The organism is Pseudomonas sp. GW460-LB5 (genome assembly GCF_059423245.1).
The window spans coordinates 299,108-317,013 of sequence record NZ_JBWKXT010000002.1 but is presented as its reverse complement, the minus strand read 5'-3'; the positions used below and the strand labels follow the sequence as shown (position 1 = coordinate 317,013).

General features: G+C 60.4%; 18 protein-coding genes and 3 pseudogenes. 16 read left to right on the top strand and 5 right to left on the bottom strand.

The annotated features are described in order from the left end of the window. Window positions 1-419 precede the first annotated feature (419 nt). The 6 genes from AC07XM_RS03575 (at window position 420) to AC07XM_RS03550 (ending at window position 7,122) form a co-directional block, all read left to right on the top strand. The gene (locus AC07XM_RS03575) at window positions 420-800 is read left to right on the top strand and encodes a hypothetical protein (RefSeq protein ID WP_016486350.1); all 381 of its coding nucleotides are present in this window, start codon (window positions 420-422) and stop codon (window positions 798-800) included. Window positions 801-974: 174 nt separating this feature from the next. Further along, the gene (locus AC07XM_RS03570) at window positions 975-2,762 is read left to right on the top strand and encodes a thiamine pyrophosphate-requiring protein (RefSeq protein WP_016486349.1); all 1,788 of its coding nucleotides are present in this window, start codon (window positions 975-977) and stop codon (window positions 2,760-2,762) included. A gap of 98 nt (window positions 2,763-2,860) precedes the next feature. Next, on the top strand, window positions 2,861-3,388 hold the full coding sequence (locus AC07XM_RS03565) for a (2Fe-2S)-binding protein (RefSeq protein ID WP_016486348.1): 528 nt from the start codon (window positions 2,861-2,863) through the stop codon (window positions 3,386-3,388). Next, on the top strand, window positions 3,385-4,386 hold the full coding sequence (locus AC07XM_RS03560; RefSeq protein WP_016486347.1) for an FAD binding domain-containing protein: 1,002 nt from the start codon (window positions 3,385-3,387) through the stop codon (window positions 4,384-4,386). The genes AC07XM_RS03565 and AC07XM_RS03560 overlap by 4 nt, the downstream gene beginning before the upstream one ends. Further along, the gene (locus tag AC07XM_RS03555) at window positions 4,383-6,581 is read left to right on the top strand and encodes a xanthine dehydrogenase family protein molybdopterin-binding subunit (protein WP_102688885.1); all 2,199 of its coding nucleotides are present in this window, start codon (window positions 4,383-4,385) and stop codon (window positions 6,579-6,581) included. The genes AC07XM_RS03560 and AC07XM_RS03555 overlap by 4 nt, the downstream gene beginning before the upstream one ends. 214 nt (window positions 6,582-6,795) lie before the next feature. Then, window positions 6,796-7,122: a KGG domain-containing protein gene (locus AC07XM_RS03550; protein ID WP_024717780.1), complete on the top strand. Its 327-nt coding sequence runs from the start codon at window positions 6,796-6,798 to the stop codon at window positions 7,120-7,122. Between the two features lie 123 nt (window positions 7,123-7,245). On the opposite strand, the gene AC07XM_RS03545 is transcribed toward AC07XM_RS03550, so the two are convergent. Continuing rightward, entirely contained in the window at window positions 7,246-7,536 is a 291-nt protein-coding gene (locus tag AC07XM_RS03545; RefSeq protein WP_016486344.1) for a hypothetical protein, read from the bottom strand. Window positions 7,537-7,689: 153 nt separating this feature from the next. Then, entirely contained in the window at window positions 7,690-8,109 is a 420-nt protein-coding gene (locus tag AC07XM_RS03540; protein WP_223817393.1) for an NUDIX domain-containing protein, read from the bottom strand. 357 nt (window positions 8,110-8,466) lie between these two features. Here AC07XM_RS03540 and AC07XM_RS03535 point away from each other — a divergent pair. From AC07XM_RS03535 to AC07XM_RS03510, 6 genes and pseudogenes are all read left to right on the top strand, one after another. Next, a pseudogene (locus AC07XM_RS03535) lies at window positions 8,467-8,643 on the top strand (glutathione-dependent formaldehyde dehydrogenase); the annotation flags it as partial. Window positions 8,644-8,652: 9 nt separating this feature from the next. Further along, window positions 8,653-8,931 (top strand): annotated as a pseudogene (locus tag AC07XM_RS03530) (glutathione-dependent formaldehyde dehydrogenase); the annotation flags it as partial. A 13-nt stretch (window positions 8,932-8,944) separates the two neighbouring features. After that, on the top strand, window positions 8,945-9,178 hold the full coding sequence (locus AC07XM_RS03525; protein WP_016486342.1) for a PLDc N-terminal domain-containing protein: 234 nt from the start codon (window positions 8,945-8,947) through the stop codon (window positions 9,176-9,178). A 33-nt stretch (window positions 9,179-9,211) separates the two neighbouring features. After that, window positions 9,212-9,559, top strand: a pseudogene (locus tag AC07XM_RS03520) (SDR family oxidoreductase); the annotation flags it as partial. A 316-nt stretch (window positions 9,560-9,875) separates the two neighbouring features. Beyond that, complete coding sequence (locus AC07XM_RS03515) at window positions 9,876-10,340, top strand: PA2171 family ribosome-binding persister protein (RefSeq protein WP_016486340.1); 465 nt, start codon at window positions 9,876-9,878, stop codon at window positions 10,338-10,340. Between the two features lie 77 nt (window positions 10,341-10,417). Beyond that, entirely contained in the window at window positions 10,418-10,666 is a 249-nt protein-coding gene (locus AC07XM_RS03510) for a hypothetical protein (RefSeq protein WP_080641017.1), read from the top strand. A 5-nt stretch (window positions 10,667-10,671) separates the two neighbouring features. Here AC07XM_RS03510 and AC07XM_RS03505 read toward each other — a convergent pair whose 3' ends face one another. The 3 genes from AC07XM_RS03505 to AC07XM_RS03495 form a co-directional block, all read right to left on the bottom strand. Further along, entirely contained in the window at window positions 10,672-11,781 is a 1,110-nt protein-coding gene (locus AC07XM_RS03505) for a sensor histidine kinase (protein WP_054888257.1), read from the bottom strand. A 163-nt stretch (window positions 11,782-11,944) separates the two neighbouring features. Further along, on the bottom strand, window positions 11,945-12,742 hold the full coding sequence (gene xth / locus AC07XM_RS03500) for an exodeoxyribonuclease III (RefSeq protein ID WP_102688884.1): 798 nt from the start codon (window positions 12,740-12,742) through the stop codon (window positions 11,945-11,947). Further along, window positions 12,739-12,981 (bottom strand): hypothetical protein, encoded by a 243-nt coding sequence (locus AC07XM_RS03495; RefSeq protein WP_102688883.1) that lies wholly within the window; start codon window positions 12,979-12,981, stop codon window positions 12,739-12,741. The genes xth and AC07XM_RS03495 overlap by 4 nt, the downstream gene beginning before the upstream one ends. Window positions 12,982-13,148: 167 nt before the next feature. Between AC07XM_RS03495 and AC07XM_RS03490 the strand changes: the two genes are divergently transcribed. From AC07XM_RS03490 to AC07XM_RS03475, 4 genes are all read left to right on the top strand, one after another. After that, complete coding sequence (locus tag AC07XM_RS03490) at window positions 13,149-13,688, top strand: type 1 glutamine amidotransferase domain-containing protein (protein ID WP_016486337.1); 540 nt, start codon at window positions 13,149-13,151, stop codon at window positions 13,686-13,688. Window positions 13,689-13,850: 162 nt separating this feature from the next. Then, on the top strand, window positions 13,851-14,357 hold the full coding sequence (locus AC07XM_RS03485) for a sigma-70 family RNA polymerase sigma factor (protein ID WP_016486336.1): 507 nt from the start codon (window positions 13,851-13,853) through the stop codon (window positions 14,355-14,357). Next, the gene (locus tag AC07XM_RS03480) at window positions 14,354-15,310 is read left to right on the top strand and encodes a FecR domain-containing protein (RefSeq protein ID WP_102688882.1); all 957 of its coding nucleotides are present in this window, start codon (window positions 14,354-14,356) and stop codon (window positions 15,308-15,310) included. Before AC07XM_RS03485 ends, AC07XM_RS03480 begins: the two co-directional genes overlap by 4 nt. Before the next feature lie 138 nt (window positions 15,311-15,448). Continuing rightward, a complete protein-coding gene (locus AC07XM_RS03475) occupies window positions 15,449-17,893 on the top strand; it encodes a TonB-dependent siderophore receptor (protein ID WP_016486334.1) in 2,445 nt (814 codons plus the stop codon). Window positions 17,894-17,906: the final 13 nt, after the last annotated feature.

Below are 17,906 nucleotides of genomic sequence, written 5' to 3'. Positions count from 1 at the left end.
GCTGCTACTCGCAATGTGCCTGGGTTGCACGGCGCCACTTGCCCTGGCCGCCACCGACCTGAACGATCAACGCGCCCCGGGCACGCAACCGCACAGCAATGGGCACATGAACGGCCAAGGCGGTGCGACAGGCTCAGGAACACCAGCCGATGGCATGGGCACGAGTAATGGCGGTACCCATGACAATGGAACGGACAACACGGGAGGTGACGGTACCGATACTGAAACGGGCTCCGGCGGTAATGGAGGGAACGGTAGCGGTGCAGGTCCGGGGAGTGGTAGCGATGGCTCAACCGGTGGTGGATCAGGCGCAGGATCGGGCAGCTAGGTGGAATGGCCGAATGGCCGTGGATCTCCCGTCCATGGCCCGGCGTTCCGGTTTCACCATTGATCAAGCAACTCACTCAGGAGTCAATGCCATGCCACGCGGTGACAAGGACAAATATACGGACAAGCAGAAACGCAAGGCCGAGCACATTGAGCAATCGTACGAGGACAAGGGCGTGGGCAAGGACGAAGCCGAAGCGCGCGCCTGGGCCACCGTGAACAAACAATCCGGTGGCGGTGAAAAGCCGGGAGGCTCGGGCAGCAAGACGCCGTCGCGTGAGAAGAAGACCGCGCGCACGGATTCAGCCAAGCGCGCCGCCGAGTCTCGTCAGGGGCATTCACGCACCTCGCGCGCGTCGCTGGAATCGCAAAGCAAGGAAAGCCTGATGAAGGAGGCGCGCAGCAAAGATCTCAAAGGGCGTTCCACCATGAACAAGGCTCAATTGGTAGAAGCCCTGCATAAACTGGGTTGACGGGAAACTTTTGGCGCAGTGCAAGGCCCACAGCATTTTTGTGGGTTATCGGTTCACCTTCGAGCCTGTCGGCTTTTACCAGGCTCCAGCTGCCAGACCGCTGCGCATACCGTTGAAACTTTCCCGGCACGTGCCAAGTCCAGACGCCTATCGATAACTGAACGGGAGCAGGCAATGACCGGCACGGTAGGCGACTTTCTGGTGGAGCGTTTGTATCAATGGGGCGTACGGCGCATCTTCGGTTACCCCGGCGACGGCATCAATGGCGTGTTCGGCGCGCTGAGCCGGGCCAACGGCAAGATTGAATTTATTCAGGCCCGCCATGAGGAAATGGCCGCCTTCATGGCCAGCGCCCATGCCAAGTTCACCGGTGAGCTCGGTGTGTGCATGGCCACATCCGGCCCGGGCGCCTCGCACCTGCTCACCGGCCTGTACGATGCACGCATGGACCACCAGCCGGTGCTGGCCATCGTCGGTCAACAGGCCCGGGCGGCGTTGGGCGGGCATTACCAGCAAGAGCTGGACCTGCTGTCGATGTTCAAGGACGTGGCCGGTGCGTTCGTTCAGCAGGCATCGACACCGGAGCAGGTGCGCCACCTGCTTGACCGTGCAGTGCGTACGGCTGTCGGCGAACGCCGCGTCACCGCCATCATCCTGCCCAACGACCTGCAGGACCTGCCCTATGACGAACCGCCGAGGGCCCACGGTACGGTGCATTCCGGCATCGGCTACAGCAAGCCCAGGGTGTTGCCGTTCGACGAAGACCTGCAGCGCGCCGCCGAGGTGCTCAATGCCGGGCACAAGGTGGCGATACTGGTGGGTGCCGGCGCACTGCAGGCGACAGAGCAGGTCATTGCAATTGCCGAAAAACTCGGCGCCGGGGTGGCCAAAGCGCTGCTGGGCAAGGCTGTGGTGCCGGACGACCTCCCATGGGTCACCGGGTCGATCGGCCTCCTCGGCACCGAACCCAGTTATCAGCTGATGACCGAATGCGACACCTTGCTGATGATCGGCTCCGGCTTTCCCTATTCCGAATTTTTGCCCAAGGAAGGCCGGGCGCGAGGCGTGCAGATCGACCTGCAACCCGACATGCTCAGCCTGCGCTACCCGATGGAGGTCAACCTGGTCGGCGACGCCAGCGAAACATTGCGCGCACTGTTGCCATTGATTGAGCACAAGACCGACCGGCGCTGGCGCGACAAGGTGGAAACCTGGCGTACGCAGTGGGACAAGACCGTGGCCAAGCGCGCCTTGGTCAAGGCGGACCCGATCAACCCGCAACGCGTGGTCCATGAACTGTCCCCTCGCCTGCCCGACCACGCCATCATCACCAGCGACTCCGGCTCCTGTGCCAACTGGTTTGCGCGCGACCTGCAGATTCGCCAGGGTATGCAGTGTTCGCTGTCCGGCGGCCTGGCTTGCATGGGCGCCGCAGTGCCCTATGCGATTGCAGCCAAATTCGCCCATCCGCAACGGGCTGTAGTTGCGTTGGTGGGCGATGGGGCGATGCAAATGAACAACCTCGCCGAACTGATCACCGTGGCCAAATACTGGCAGCAGTGGGACAACCCGCAATGGATCTGTGCCGTGTTCAACAATGAGGACCTCAACCAGGTGACCTGGGAGCAGCGGGTGATGGAGGGCGACCCCAAGTTCGAAGCTTCGCAGTCGATCCCCGACGTGCCCTACCATCTTTTCGCCATTTCCATTGGCCTGCAAGGTATCTACGTAGATCGCGAAGAGGACGTTGCCGCTGCATGGGAGCGCGCGCTGGCTGCTGATCGGCCAGTACTGATCGAGTTCAAGACCGACCCGAACGTGCCACCCCTGCCACCCCACATCAAGCTGGAGCAGGCGAAGAAATTTGCCAGTACCTTGCTAAAGGGCGACCCCGACCAGGCGGGCATCATCGTGCAGACAGCCAAGCAGGTGCTCGGCTCGGTGCTGCCTGGCAAGAAGTGATCGGCACCCCGGCGAGCCGGCTGAACGTTTGATCTGCCGGCCCGGTCGCACAACAGAGACGCAGCAGACTGCGCGAACCCTGACCGTGAGGACCTACCATGACCGCGATCGCTTCAAACGGGGCTGCAAAGCACCCCATCCGTCTGACCCTCAATGGTCAGCCCCGAACACTGCAGGTGCATCCTTGGGTCACCTTGCTTGACCTGCTGCGTGAGCAATTGGACCTGGTCGGCACCAAGAAAGGCTGCGACCACGGCCAGTGCGGCGCCTGCACGGTGCTGCGCGACGGCAAGCGCGTCAATGCCTGCCTGACCTTGGCCATCATGTGCGACGGGGCCGACCTGGTGACCATCGAAGGGCTGGCCAGTGGCGACGTCCTGCACCCCATGCAGCGCGCCTTCATTACCCACGATGCGTTCCAGTGCGGTTACTGCACCCCGGGGCAAATCTGCTCTGCGGTCGGGCTGGTTCACGAGGGACGTGCCGACACCCGCGAGGCCATTCGCGAGCACATGAGCGGCAATCTTTGCCGCTGCGGCGCCTACGGCAACATCGTCGCTGCGGTAGAAGAAGCCCTGCCGTTGATGACGGACAGCGCCCAACCACCACGAGGGCAGCACCCATGACGCCCTTCAGCTACCACAAGCCCGCCTCAGTCAGCGAAGCGGTGAACCTGGCTGACGCCTGTTCGCACTTCATCGCCGGGGGTACCAACCTGGTCGACCTGATGAAGGAAAACGTGGTGCGCCCCGAGCGCCTGATCGACATCTCCGGCCTTGGGCTGAACGGCATTCACGTTACCCCTGGCGGCGGCGTATTCATCGGTGCGCGGGTGAGCAATGCCGACCTGGCCTGGCACCCGTTGATCGAGCAGCATTATCCACTGTTGTCAGACGCGATCCTGGCGGGGGCATCGCCGCAGTTGAGGAACATGGCCAGCACCGGTGGCAACTTGCTGCAACGTACCCGCTGCTACTACTTCTACGACACCGGCACCCCCTGCAACAAGCGCGAACCGGGCAGCGGATGCCCTGCGCGTGCAGGCATGAACCGCATCCATGCCATTCTGGGTGCCAGCGATGCCTGTGTCGCGACCCATCCCTCGGACATGTGCGTGGCATTGGCAGCGCTCGAAGCCGTAGTGCACGTACAGGGGCGGTCCGGCGAACGGCAGATACCCTTCGCGGATTTCCATTGCCTGCCCGGTGACACCCCCGAGCGCGACAATCAACTGGCATTCGATGAGCTGGTGACAGGCATCGAGCTGCCGCCCCCGGTGTTCGAACGCCATTACCGTTACCTGAAAATACGCGACCGCGCTTCCTACGCGTTCGCGCTGGTGTCAGTCGCTGCAGCCTTGAACTTCGATGGCGACGTGATCCAGCAGGCGCGCCTGGCGCTGGGCGGCGTTGCCCACAAACCCTGGCGGGACCCGGCTGTGGAGCGCCTGCTGGCCGGCCAGGTGCCTTCTGAAGCGCTCTTCAACCGCGCCGCGCAAACGTTGCTGCAAGGCGCACAACCCCTGAGCCACAACGGTTTCAAGGTAACGCTCGCCCAGCGAGCAATCGTGCGGGCATTGGATGACGCGGCGCGCGGCGCCGCTAACGGGGGGGCACGGCCATGATCACAAGCACACCCGTAGTCGGCACGCCCCTGGACCGCGTGGACGGTGTGGCGAAGGTCACCGGGCAGGCCCGCTATGCGGGCGAATACCCCCAGACGGGCCTGCTGCACGGCAGCGTCGTGTCCAGTACCATCGCCCGCGGTCGGGTTCTCGGCATCGACAGCACGCAGGCCATGCGCGTGCCCGGGGTAATCGCCGTGCTCGACCATGGCCATCGTCCGCCTGTCTCCAGTTATGACGACGACTACAGCGATGCCGACTCTGCCGAGGGGGCGCCTTTTCGGCCCTTGTTCAATGATCGAGTGCTGTACAGCGGGCAACCGTTGGCATTAGTGATCGCCGAAACCCTGGAACTGGCCCGCTATGCAGGCTCGCTGATCAAAATCGACTATGCCGAGGAGGCTCACCAGACAGACCTGGGCGCATGCCAAAAATCGCATGCCGCCCCCGCCGAAACACCGGCGCCGCGTGGCGACTTCGCCGGGCAGTTTGCCGAAGCGCCGGTGCAGGTGGATGCCACGTACCTGACGGCCAACGAGTACCACAACCCGATGGAGCCCCATGCATCGACCGTGCACTACAGGGCCGACGGCACTCTGGAAATCCACGACAAGACCCAAGGCACGCAGAACTGCCAGGACTACCTGCACAAGGTGTTCGGCCTGCCCAAGGCAAACATTCGTGTGCGCGCGGCGTTCGTCGGCGGCGCCTTCGGCTCGGGCTTGCGCCCGCAGTACCAGTTGCCGCTGGCAGTGATGGCGGCGTTGCACCTGAAGCGCTCGGTGCGCGTCACACTGACCCGCCAGCAGATGTTCACCTTTGGCTACCGGCCCCGCACCGAACAATGCATGCGCCTGGGTGCAGACGCAAACGGGCGTTTGCTTGCGATCGCTCATGATGCGCTTGGCCAGACCTCCCGCTTCGAGGACTTCACCGAACACCTGGTCGAATGGAGCGGCATGCTGTACCAGTGCGATAACGTTGCGCTCAGTTACCGCCTGGCCTCGCTTGATGTGTACACCCCGCTGGACATGCGGGCGCCTGGGGCCGCGTCCGGGATGATTGCGCTGGAGTGCGCCATGGATGAGCTCGCCTGTGCTGCGCAGATCGACCCGGTAGAGCTGCGCCGCCGCAATTTTGCCGCCAACAATGCCAACGAGGGCAAGCCCTACTCCAGCAAGGCACTGCTGGCGTGCTACCAGCAAGGTGCCGAACGTTTTGGCTGGCATAACCGCACTCCCCAACCGCGCAGCATGTGCAATGGCAACCAACTGGTCGGCTGGGGGATGGCCGGCGGCGTCTGGGAAGCCATGCAGATGAAGGCCAGTGCCAAGGCGCGCATCAATGCCCAGGGCCACCTGACCGTCAGCAGTGCCACCACCGATATCGGGACCGGCACCTATACCGTCATGACTCAGATCGCCGCCGACGCAGCTGGCGTCAAAGTGCAGGATGTCACCTTCATGCTGGGTGACTCCTCACTGCCCACCGCCCCGCTTCAGGGCGGATCGTTCACGGTGTCGTCGGTGGGCTCGGCCGTGCGCCAAGCCTGCCATGTCCTGCGCACCCAGGTGCTGGAACACGCGCGCAACATATACCCCCAGGTGGCCAACACACCCCGGCAGCAGATCGTTTTCACCGAGGGCTACCTGCACGCGGGCAACCATCGCTGGGCTTTGGCGGACATCGTGGCGAGCGCCCCCAACGGTAAATTCGAAGTGCAGATCGACGCCGAGCCCGGCGCCAGGCGCCAACCGTTCTCCACCGCCACCCATTCGGCGGTATTCGTGGAAGTTCACGTCGACGAGGACCTTGGCACGATCAAGGTAGCCCGGGTGGTCAGCGCTGTGGCGGCAGGCCGTGTGATCAACCCCAAAACCGCACGCAGCCAGATCCTGGGGGGCGTGGTCTGGGGGGTGGGCATGGCGCTGCACGAAGCCGCATTGACCGACCACCGGTTGGGCCGCATCATCAATCACAACCTGGCGGAGTACCACATCCCGGTCAATGCAGACTGCGGGGATATCGAAGTGATCTTCGTTGAAGAGCACGATGACATTGTCAACGAACTGGGGTCCAAGGGCGTAGGCGAAATCGGCGTTGTCGGGGTGGCCGCTGCGGTGGCGAACGCGGTCTACCATGCCACAGGCAAGCGTATAAGGGAGTTTCCGATCACGCTCGATAAAGTGCTGTAATCGGACAGGGGCCGAGTCGCCCACCCGCTTTGGGCTATCGTCGACGCGCCACAACCGCTAAGCCATGGCAGGGTTCTTTATCACGCAATAGGTTGCCCTTGACGACCTTTCGCGCACCCTGTCAGCAGGTACAAAAGTAAAAGGAGCTTCCAGTACTCGCGGGGCATCGGAAGAAAACACAGGCTCTCTGTGTGAACACACGAGGTGCATGATCATGGCGAACGATCAAGACAAGGCGGGTCAGCAAGGCGGCGCCGCGCAAACCAACCCTGGTAGTTTTGCAAACGACCGTGAGAAGGCTTCGGAAACCGGCCAGAAAGGCGGTCAAATGCCCGGAGGGAAATCTGAGGATCAACAAACAGGGCAAGGCAGCGGCGGTAACCTTAAGGAAGATAATCCTCAGCGTGCCGGTGGTGGAACCCAACACGGTGGTCAAGGAGGGCATACCTCTGGCAGCAAATCTGACCGGGAGCAAGGTATGGACGAAGGGTCGCAAGCTATTCAGGACGAAGACAGCGGGATGACGGAAGACAACCGCTAAGTCCACCAGGGCGATGGAGAGCCCTGGTTTCTTCACCGTCCGTAATTCAGATGCAGCAGTTCGCCTTGAACAGTTGGCCGTCAGCCTCTGTGTCTAACGATCAACCTCGAATTACACCCTGTCCTAGGCCACCTGCACCGCTTTGCGCCATTGATCCGTGGCCAGGCGCCTGGCTCTATCAACACCCCAGGCCAGAGCTCGAGTCATGGACTCGCCTGGACGAGAATTGAACGCTTCTTCGTGCAATGCCATTCCACAGCCGGCATACACACCGATGAACATTTGCGTCTGACCGGTGCGCGAGAGCCTGACCTGCACATCAATCGTGGTGCCGTCATCGAGCTCCTCGTCATGGGTACGATGATGAAGCACTGGATCCGCCCATTCCCAAAACACATCACCTCGAACACGCATGCCGCCCTCCTACGACTTTAGTCTTATACGGAAACCTCAACATAGCAAAGCTGGGAGGCAGTTCAATGACGTAGTCGGTAGTCATACAGGTAACAGACAGCCGGTCTGATTTTCGATACAAACTTATTTTCCTGTACAACTTTGCAGCCTTGGTCAGGCGGTCAGAGCAGGCAACCGCGTTGCCAAGAGCCCGGCAGCTGCGGAATTCAGCAATTCAGGGGTAAGCTTTTCGCGAAGCACCCACTTACACGCGACAATTTCATGGTCGGCAACGGGCTTCTCATTTTCGTGGAATCGGGTGGTGAAGATGTGATGCACAACTGACCCCACTCTGATTGAACACAAAGAAAGCAGGCCATGCCCTTCAATGGATGTCTCCTCACGTAGCTCTCTTGCCGCAGCTGCATGAGGGCTCTCACCAGGCTCAATCAAACCACCTGGGAAATTCCATTTGCCGCCTTTTTTCCGAACAAGCAGTACCCTGCCGCTTCGAAGGCAGATTATCGTTGCCCTGGATTTGATTCTGCATTTTCGTTTGTCCCGCATGCACACACTCGTATCATCATTACCCATCAACACCCACCCTCTCGCGACACAGAGTAATGGACTTCTTCCCTGAAGACGTTTCCATGCTGCGACTCGTTCAATCACAGGGGCGTATTAGCCATCGGTTCGCCTCAGATCAGCAGAGCCCGGCACTGCATGAGCAGTTGCATACCCGAATTTTGGGGGCCAATGACCCTAGTGAGCTCAAGTGCAAGTTGCTGGCAAATCGGGGAATCTCGGTAGCCGCCGGTCGGTGGATGGCCCAGACAGGACCAGTCTGCCCGTTCTCAAGCATCGCCATTGAAGCTGTTGTTTTGAACTTTGCATGGCCTGGAAGCTTCCCCTGCATACCCCCACGATTTTTGTGATGCAGGAGCTAGGAGCATGAGAGCACTGACCTACCACGGAGCAAACGACGTCAGGGTCGACAACGTCCCTGATCCCATCATCGAGCGAGAAGACGACATCATCCTCAAGGTGACTGCCACCGCCATTTGCGGCTCCGATTTGCACCTCGACCGAGGCAAAATTCCAGAGCCCGAAGCGGGTGATATCTTTGGCCACGAGTTCATGTACGCGGGCTTCATTCACGGGTTCATGTTCGGCGACGCGTTCGATAAGGGCCTTACCTTCAAGATGGGCCAGACCCATGTCCAGAAATACCTGCCTGAACTGCTGGAACACATCGAAGCAGGCCGTCTACAACCGGAATTGATCGTCACTCACCGCCTCGCCCTCGAAGAAGCAGCCATGGGCTACAAGGTGTTCGATCAGAAGCAGGACAACTGCCGCAAGGTCATCCTCGTGCCAGGCGCTGCACCCGGCACCTTGGGCCCTGACTACGTATAGAGGAGGTGAAGTCATGAACGGTCTTGCCAGCTACTTCTGGATTGCCGTGGCGGCAATCCTCTTGCTCATCGATCTGTGGGCCATCGTCAGCGTCTTCAGAAGCGACAAGTCAGATGCAGTCAAAGCGGCCTGGGCCCTGCTGATCCTCGCGCTGCCGGTAGTCGGCCTGGGAATCTGGGGCGTTGCTGGCCCGCGCGGCATCAAGCGAGGTACAGGGCCCACCTCCGACGAGCACAGCAAAGGCTGACATCTGCCAGCTGCATTTACAGGGGTTTTCAACATGATCGATCAAGCGACAGGCATGAAATCCGGCGAACGCTATCGCGTGCAAAACGTGGAGCGCGCTCATCAGTTTCCAGGCTTCTTCCAGGACGGGAAGTATTATCTCGGCCCTGAACTTCTCACCGCCGTGGGCTGGCTTGAAGGTACACGCTTCATCTATGACAGCCTGGATGCCGCAGGTGAACCCGTTTTTCCAAACCGGGAGGCAGGCACGGTCGAAGGGCTGACATTGACCCTGGTCGATGGCACTTCCCTTGAGCTCTTACGGATCGAGGCCAGCGACACCATTGTCCCAGTTGCCCCCGGTGCATCGGGTACGGAACGAGAAGCGCCTGACAGTGGCGCCTGGATAAATCGCAGTCCCAAGGCCGAAGACTCATCGGGAAACCTCTTTGAGCCTCCGAATGGCAAGAGGGATATCGACGGAGGCTGGAGGAAGTCAAAACACAAAACGCCGCTGCTGATCGGTGCAGCGGCGTTGGGAGTCCTTGTGGGTTTCACACTCACACATTCACGACGCAGAGATGGCTAGAGGCGGTCTGCGTAACGAGGGCAGCGGGCGCGCCTGAGGGGATGCCAGCCATCTTAATCATTGAACCGTTTCTTTCTGCGTGTACTCAACCTCGAGCAAGTGCTTGATTCAATCCGTGATGAGGAACGCCATGAACGCTATCGACTTACTGATCCAGGACCACAAGCTCGTGAAGAAGCTGCTCGAAGAGCTGTCGACCACTACCGAGCGTGCCGTAAAGAAACGGGCCGAGTTACTCCACAGGATCGAGCAGGAGTTGCAGATCCACACCGCGCTCGAGGAAGAAATACTCTACCCGGCCATCAAGCAAGCGGGTGGCAAGGAAGAAGCGAAGATGTACTACGAGGCCAAGGAAGAACACCGCACTGTCGACGCCCTCGTTCTGCCCGACCTCCTGCATACCGAAACCGGCACCGTCGAATTCGCCGGGCGGGTCAAGGTCATGAAAGAGTTGCTGGAGCATCACATCGAGGAAGAGGAAGGCGAACTGTTCCCCACCGCGAAGAAGCTGCTCAGCAAGGACACCCTCGAGGAGCTTGGGCAAGCCATGGAAATGCAGAAAAAGATGCTCAAGGGCGAGCAGCGAGCGGCGTAGTCAAGCGATCACCTGCCAGCGCTCAGCGCGTGGCAGGTGATCGGCTTCAGATACCCCATCATCAGTCGGAAGGTGTCATGGAATACTGGATTGGGTTACTTGAATGGCCTGCGATGTTGATGACTGTGCTGGCAGCGTGGTGCATCGGTTCGCGCCGTCCGGGGCGGAGGAAGGCAGGTTTCTGTTGTTTTATCGCAAGCAACGTGTTGTGGGCCGTCTGGGGCTGGCAAGCTGAAGCCTGGGCATTGATCATCCTGCAATTCTGCCTCTGTGCCATGAACCTGCGAGGCTGGCGAAAAAATACGCAACTGGAAGCGACGGCGTGACCAGCTCATGCCAGGGGCAGGGATACGCGGAAGGTGGTGCCCGATGACGAGTTGGATGCCACGTCGATAGCCCCCCCATGCCGGGCCACGATCTCGCCGACGATGAACAGGCCAAGACCCAGCCCACCGGATGCCTCGTGATGTTCCGACGCCAATCGGGAGTACCTGGCCTGAGGGTTGAATAGATGAGGCACAACATCCGGCGCAATGGGTTTGCCCCAGTTATGTACGCTGAACTCGACTGCCTCAGGGCGTTGGGTCAGTGTTACGGTGATGGGCCTGGCATGATCACCGTGGTGAAACGCATTGGCTATCAGGTTGGAAAACACCTGCCCCATCCGGGTGACGTCAAACTGGCCAAATGCTTGCTGGCCGCCCTTCAGGACAACTGTGATCTCAGGGCGGGAAATGCGAAGCTCGTCCACAAGCGTATGGCACACCTGGGAAAGGTCGACAGGTTCTTTCTGGATGGGTATGCCAGTCCCCAGGTTCGCTTTGGCGAGATCGAGTAGATCAGTCACGATTTGCCTGGATCGTGTCACACTGGCCGCAATCTGGTCTGCAATTTTTCGGTCGCGCTCGTTCAGCTGACCTTTACGGCTCAACATCTCGGCGCCCAGAAGGGCTGCCGTCATCGGCGTTCGTAGATCATGCCCAAGTACACCCAGTACCAGTTTCCGTGTTGTCTCCACCGCGATGCCGTACGAGGTGATGGATTCGCTCAAGGCTTGATCAATGGCCTCGTTGAAACGAACCATATCATCGATAGCATGGGGTTCATCAGCCCTCTGCTGCGCAAACCAAAGACGCAGCGCACGATACTCTGCGACCACTTGATCAAGCGTGAACCCGGCACTCAGCCGGGTAACAGCATGGGCCTGAGCGGCTGTTTCGACCGAGCTCGTTGCCTGCATGCCTCGAGACTTCTCAAACTGCTGGCGGGCTGTCTGTGAGGATGCCATGTCCAGTGCAACGGTTCGCAACATGGCTTCAGCGTGGTTACGCAGGCCTGCAGCATCAAGATCCGGCATAGGGGTCTCGACGGTGCGAGCAAAATCCTCAAAAGCCTCGAGAATGAGCTCGATGTGCTGTGTAATGAACGCATAGAGCCGCACGTCGGGTCCTCGGTGTAATCGCAAGCATCATGGGTGAATGATCAGCATAGACGACGCTGATGACTGAAGATGAACGCGATGAGGTGAAGTGCGTGTAACTTTCCCGATGTGTGCCCAGAGGCCTTTCCAATCCGCCCGTTCCAGCGGGCATCTGCGCTGGCAGCTAGCGCTGCTGGCGACGCCCGCTCAACTGGATCCAGACCGGTGCATGATCACTGGCCTTGGCTTCGTTGCGCACCCAGGCATCCACACCCGCCAGCTTCAGATAAGGGCTGAGACTGGGGTTGAGCAGCAGATGATCAATGCGCAGCCCGGCATTGCGCGCCCAATGATTGCGAAAATAGTCCCAGAACGTGAAGATGCGCTGCTCGGGATACAGGTGACGAACAGCATCGACCCAGCCCTGCGCCAGCAATTGTTGGAAACACGCCCGCGATTCAGGTTGCAGCAGCGCGTCCTTGAGCCATGAGCGCGGGTTATAGATGTCCAGATCGGTCGGCACAACATTGAAATCGCCCGCCAACACCGCAGGGTGGCTGCTGCCCTGCAGTGTTTGGGCATGCTTGATCAGGCACTCGAACCAGCGCAGTTTGTAATCAAACTTGGGGCCAGGTTGCGGGTTGCCATTGGGCATGTAAAGGCAGCTAACCAATACACCGTGCACCGCAGCCTCCAGATAGCGGCTCTGCTGATCGTCCTGCATGCCGGGCAGCCCGCGACGTACCTCCAGCGGCTCGCTATCGCGCGCCAGGATCGCCACGCCATTCCAGGAGGGTTGCCCCTGATACAGGCAGCCATAACCTGCCGCTTCGATGGCCTGGCGCGGAAACTGCTGATCGGCCGCCTTCAGCTCCTGCAAGCAGGCAATGTCCGGTTGCTCCCGCTCCAGCCAGGCCAAGAGCGCGGGCAGGCGGCTGCGGATGCCATTGATATTGAAGGTGGCGATCTTCAGCGCTTTCATGCGTCAGGGTCGCTCACGTGAGCCTGTACGGCATCCTCCAGTGCCCGTATATGTGCCTCGTCGGCCAGTGCCTTCAGCGCCAACCAGTCATCCCAGTCAATCGCGCCGTCGTCCCGCAGCGCCTCGGCGGTGCGAACCAGTTCGTGGTGGTAGGCATCCGGCGATTCGCGCCGGTAGCCGATGTCGTCGTACTGCGCGTACCAGGCTTCAAGTTCAGGAATGCTGCGTTCGATGCTCATGACGGCCGCCTCGTTCTATCCCTGCTAGTGAGAGCCCAGGCCCCGCGCAATTGTTCAACTGCAACGGTCAGCCGGTCAGCCTCCCTACCGCTGAAGCAGTGCATTGGAACTTCTCACCCCTTCCGAGACGTCCCACATCCACACCTGGCGAAAACGGAGATAGAACGATGAGTGCAAAACTGAGTGGCAAGCGCGTAGCCTTTTTGGTCACCGATGGCTTCGAACAAGTGGAGTTGACCGGACCGCGTGAAGCCTTGGAGAAAAACGGGGCCGTGATCGACATCCTGAGTGACAAGGAAGGCACTGTCCGCGGCTGGAACCATGACAAGCCGGCCGACGAGTTTGCGGTGGACGCGACGTTCGACAGCGCCCACCTCGACCTTTACGATGCCATTGTGCTACCGGGTGGGGTACAGAATTCCGACACCATCCGCCTGATACCTGGCGCCCAGAAACTGGTGAAAAGCCACAACTCGGCCAGCAAGCCGCTGGCGGTGATCTGCCACGGCGCCTGGCTGCTGGTGTCGAGTGGACTGGCCAAGGGCAAACGGATGACCAGTTACCAGACATTGCAGGATGATATCCGCAATGCAGGTGGTGACTGGGTCGATGAAGAGGTAGTGGTGGACGGCAACCTGATCACTAGCCGCAAGCCGGATGATATCCCCGCCTTCAGCGAGCAATTGATCAGGGCCCTTGCTGGCTAGCTGCCCGACCCGTGAACTGGCAAATACCTGGTTTGCCAGTTCAACACGCCAGCGCCGTTTGCATGCAATCACCTGACGGTTGCTGCAACGGTTTGCAAAACCGGCCCACCACCTTACAATCGCGATTAATTCCCATATGCATCTGATTAGCGGAAAGGTGAAGTGCCCATCGACGCCCCACTGCAACCCATCGACAGCCTGTATCGCGACCACCACGGCTGGCTGCAAGGCTGGCTGCGCCACCGCCTGGGTGATCGCGAGCGGGCGGCGGACATCGCTCAGGACACTTTCCTGCGCCTGCTGGTAACCCGCCGCCTGCCGGAACAGCGCGACGGCCGTCGATTCCTGGTGCAGATCGCCCGCAATCTGGTCATAGACCAGTGGCGTCGCCAGCGTATCCACCAAGCGTATCTGGAGAGCATCGCCGCCCTGCCCGAGCCAGAAACGCCGTCACTGGAAACCCGCGCGATCGTGATCGAAACCCTGATGCAGATCGACGCCATGCTCGACAAGATGCCTGCAAAGGTACGCGAGGCATTCCTGCTGTCGCAATTTGAAGGGCTGACCTACACACAGATCGCAGCGCGGCTGGACGTCAGCGTCAGCTCGGTGCAAAAGTACATGCTCCGCGCCATCACTGCCTGCTATCAGGTCCTGTACGCTGAATGAAGAACGTCAGCGAAGCCCCCCTCTCCCCCGCAATCGTCGAGCAGGCCAGCCATTGGCTCATGCTGCAATGGAGCGGTGAGTTCGAAGCGGCGCAACAGCAGCGCTTTCTTGAATGGCGCGCCGCGGACCCGGAGCACGATCGCGCATGGCGACGCCTGGAGCGCCTGCAAAGTACCCTGAGCGGTGTCCCAGCGGATACAGCACTAGGGGTGCTGCGCGAGCTGCCCGATGCACGTCGTCGGCAGGCGCTCAAGCTGCTCGGCACGCTGCTGTTGGCCGGCGGGAGCGGCTATCTGGTCCATTCACAATCCCCTTGGCGCGAAGCCACGGCAGACCTGCGCAGCGGCACTGGCGAACGCTTGCAACGCTCGCTGGACGATGGCAGCCAACTTAGCCTGAACAGCGGCACTGCGGTTGATATCCGGTACAACGCGTCGGAACGGCGCATTTGCCTGCTCGCTGGGGAGTTGTTGCTTGAACGTGGTCATGACCCGGCGCATCGCCCGCTGATCGTTGAAACTGCAGCGGGAGAAATCCAAGCGTTGGGCACACGCTTTTCCGTGTACCAGCGTGAGGATGGCAGCCACGTCGAGCTGTTTGAAGGCGAGCTGGAGCTGCGTCCGCGGCAGTCGCCCGCCAGCCGCCTTCACGCAGGACAAAGTCGCTGGTTTTCCGCCAATCGCCTCGGCGACCTCGGGCCAGCCAACCTCAACACCATCGCCTGGCTAGACGGCCGCTTGATCGCCGAGCGCATGCCGCTGGGGCACTTCGTCGCCGAGCTGGCTCGCCATCGTCCCGGTGTGCTTCGCTGCGACCCCGCTGTAGCGCAGTTGCCACTGACGGGGGTGTTTCCCTTGGCAGACACCGACCGCGTGCTGATGGCAGTTCAGCAGTCGCTGCCCGTAAAAATACAGAGATTGACGCGCTTCTGGGTCAATGTCAGCCCGGCTTAGAAACGCACAAGACTGCTGGCCGTTTGCTGCCAGCCTGGAATGGCAAAAAAGAGTTTGTGCGGTGTTGTCGTTTTGGTCGAGTTGTACGGGATACCTCTTGAAACCCATCAACAAGCCTTCTCAAGAGGATCGTTCAGAGTGTCGCACCTGCCCACGCCAACCCGTTCACGGCTGACCCGCCACATCCTGCTTGCCAGCTTGCTCGGCGGCGCCCCTTTATTGCTTGCCATGCCTGCCGCACTGGCCTACGCAAGTGAACAGACACGCCATTACGCCATCCCGGCTGGGGGCCTTGATCAGGCGCTGAACCGTTTCGCAAGCCAGTCCGGCATCTTGCTGTCCGCAGACGCACAATTGACCGCTGGCAAGCATACCCCGGGGCTCAGCGGCACCTACTCGGTGAGCGATGGCCTCGCCCAGTTGCTGACCGGCACCGGCCTGCGCGTGCTCAAGGGTGAGGACAGCTACATCATAGAAGTGGCAGCGGACAGCGAAGGTGCCCTGGAACTGGGGGCGACTACCGTAACCGGCGCACTGCTGTCTGGCACCACCGAAGGCACAGGTTCGTACACCTCACGTTCAGCGCAGACGGCGACCAAACTGCCATTGTCCCTGCGCGAGACGCCACAATCGGTCACGGTCATCACGCGCCAACGCATCGAGGACCAGAACCTCGCCAACCTCAACGAGGTGGTGCAGAACACTCCTGGGCTCACCCTGCGCCGGACTGGCCCCGAACGATCCTCGTACTACGCCCGGGGGTTTTCCCTCGATAACATCATGTACGACGGCCTGCCCACCAGCCTGGACAGCTCACAAGTATCCCAGGACCTGCTGTCGGCCGACATGGCCATGTATGACCGGGTCGAAGTCGTGCGCGGTGCCACCGGCCTGATGCAGGGTGCGGGCAACCCTGCGGCGTCGATCAACCTGATCCGCAAGCGGCCGACGCGCGAGTTCCAGGCCAGCATCGAAGGCAGCATGGGCAGTTGGGACCGTTACCGCACCGAGGTCGATGTCTCCGGCGCGCTCAACGACAGCGGAACCGTTCGCGGCAGAATGGTGACGGCATATCAGACCGGCAACAGCTACCGAGACACACTGGAAAACGAACGCAACCTGTTCTACGGCATCCTGGAGGCCGACCTGGACGACAGCACCACCTTGACCCTGAGTGCATCGCGCCAGCAAGACAACAACAATGGCAACGGCTGGACCGGCCTGCCGGTGGGCTTTGACGGCAGCGACCTGCATTTGTCACGCTCTACTTCGCTGAGCAGCGACTGGGAGTATTGGGACAAGACCAGCACCTCTGCCTACGCGGCACTGGACCACATTCTGGACAATGGCTGGAAGCTCAACCTCTCGGCCACCAAAACCTGGGCCGACCTCGACATGCTGGGCACCTATCTGGTCGCTAACACCACCACCCAGGCCTATAACCAGTTCGTCGGCGCGGGGCACTATCGGGAAACCCAGAACAGCTTCGACGCCTATGCCAGCGGCCCGTTTCGCCTGATGGACCGAGACCACGAACTGGTGGTCGGCGCCAGCCACCGGCGGGTGGTGTTCAACGGTGATGTGCCCTACAACATCTTGCTGAACAGCAACATCGACCTCTACAACTGGGATGCTGGCGCCACACCAAAACCGCCGAGCCAGGACAAGTACGGCTGGCAGAACACCAACGCCAAGCTCAACAGCGTTTATGCCACCACACGCCTGAGCCTGGCCGACCCGCTGAAGCTGATCCTGGGCAGCCGCCTGGACTGGTACGACAACACCACCACCTCGCCCTACAAAAGCACCGCCCCGAGCGAGCTGAAAGTCACCCGGCATGTCACCAAGTACGCCGGCCTGATCTATGACATCGACGAGCATCACAGCGTGTATGTGAGCTACACCGATATCTTCAAACCCCAGAACTACAAGGATGCTTCCGAAAACATCATTGCGCCGATCACCGGAAAAAACCATGAACTGGGCATCAAGGGTGAATACTTCGACGGGGCACTGAACGCATCGGCTGCCCTCTTCCAGATCGACCAGGAAAACCGTGCGAAATCGTTTACCGACGGTTGCCCTACTGCCCCGACTACCCCGTGCTACGAGGCGGCAGGCAAAGTGCGCAGCAAGGGCATAGAGCTGGAGGTACAGGGCCAATTGACGCCTGATTGGCAACTGGCTGCCGGTTATACTTTTGCCGAGGCCAAGTATGTCAAGGATACCAAGAAAGAAAACGAGGGCCGTCTGTTCGACACCGACATACCCCGCCATCTGTTCAAGATGAGCACGTCCTACACACTGCCGGGTCAATACAACCAGTGGCGTGTCGGAGCCTCCCTTTATCACCAGAATCGAATCTACAACAAGAACACCACCTTCATGATCGAGCAGGATGGCTACACCTTGGTGGACTTCATGTTGGGGTTCAAGCCGACCGAACACATCGATGCGCGCGTCAACCTTAACAACGCGTTCGACAAGAAGTACTACAACGCCCTCAGCAACTCTGTCGCGGTGCCGAGCAACGTTTACGGTGAGCCACGCAACCTGATGCTGTCGCTGAAGTACACATTCTGATAGCTGTGCTGCC

Coding starts and splice junctions, on each gene's coding strand:
- AC07XM_RS03515 (WP_016486340.1), top strand. CDS start 9,876: ATGAACGCTATCGACTTACTGATCCAGGACCACAAGCTCGTGAAGAAG.
- AC07XM_RS03480 (WP_102688882.1), top strand. CDS start 14,354: ATGAAGAACGTCAGCGAAGCCCCCCTCTCCCCCGCAATCGTCGAGCAG.
- AC07XM_RS03570 (WP_016486349.1), top strand. CDS start 975: ATGACCGGCACGGTAGGCGACTTTCTGGTGGAGCGTTTGTATCAATGG.
- xth (WP_102688884.1), bottom strand. CDS start 12,742: ATGAAAGCGCTGAAGATCGCCACCTTCAATATCAATGGCATCCGCAGC.
- AC07XM_RS03565 (WP_016486348.1), top strand. CDS start 2,861: ATGACCGCGATCGCTTCAAACGGGGCTGCAAAGCACCCCATCCGTCTG.
- AC07XM_RS03575 (WP_016486350.1), top strand. CDS start 420: ATGCCACGCGGTGACAAGGACAAATATACGGACAAGCAGAAACGCAAG.
- AC07XM_RS03545 (WP_016486344.1), bottom strand. CDS start 7,536: ATGCGTGTTCGAGGTGATGTGTTTTGGGAATGGGCGGATCCAGTGCTT.
- AC07XM_RS03540 (WP_223817393.1), bottom strand. CDS start 8,109: ATGGGTAATGATGATACGAGTGTGTGCATGCGGGACAAACGAAAATGC.
- AC07XM_RS03490 (WP_016486337.1), top strand. CDS start 13,149: ATGAGTGCAAAACTGAGTGGCAAGCGCGTAGCCTTTTTGGTCACCGAT.
- AC07XM_RS03555 (WP_102688885.1), top strand. CDS start 4,383: ATGATCACAAGCACACCCGTAGTCGGCACGCCCCTGGACCGCGTGGAC.
- AC07XM_RS03495 (WP_102688883.1), bottom strand. CDS start 12,981: ATGAGCATCGAACGCAGCATTCCTGAACTTGAAGCCTGGTACGCGCAG.
- AC07XM_RS03560 (WP_016486347.1), top strand. CDS start 3,385: ATGACGCCCTTCAGCTACCACAAGCCCGCCTCAGTCAGCGAAGCGGTG.
- AC07XM_RS03550 (WP_024717780.1), top strand. CDS start 6,796: ATGGCGAACGATCAAGACAAGGCGGGTCAGCAAGGCGGCGCCGCGCAA.
- AC07XM_RS03525 (WP_016486342.1), top strand. CDS start 8,945: ATGAACGGTCTTGCCAGCTACTTCTGGATTGCCGTGGCGGCAATCCTC.
- AC07XM_RS03510 (WP_080641017.1), top strand. CDS start 10,418: ATGGAATACTGGATTGGGTTACTTGAATGGCCTGCGATGTTGATGACT.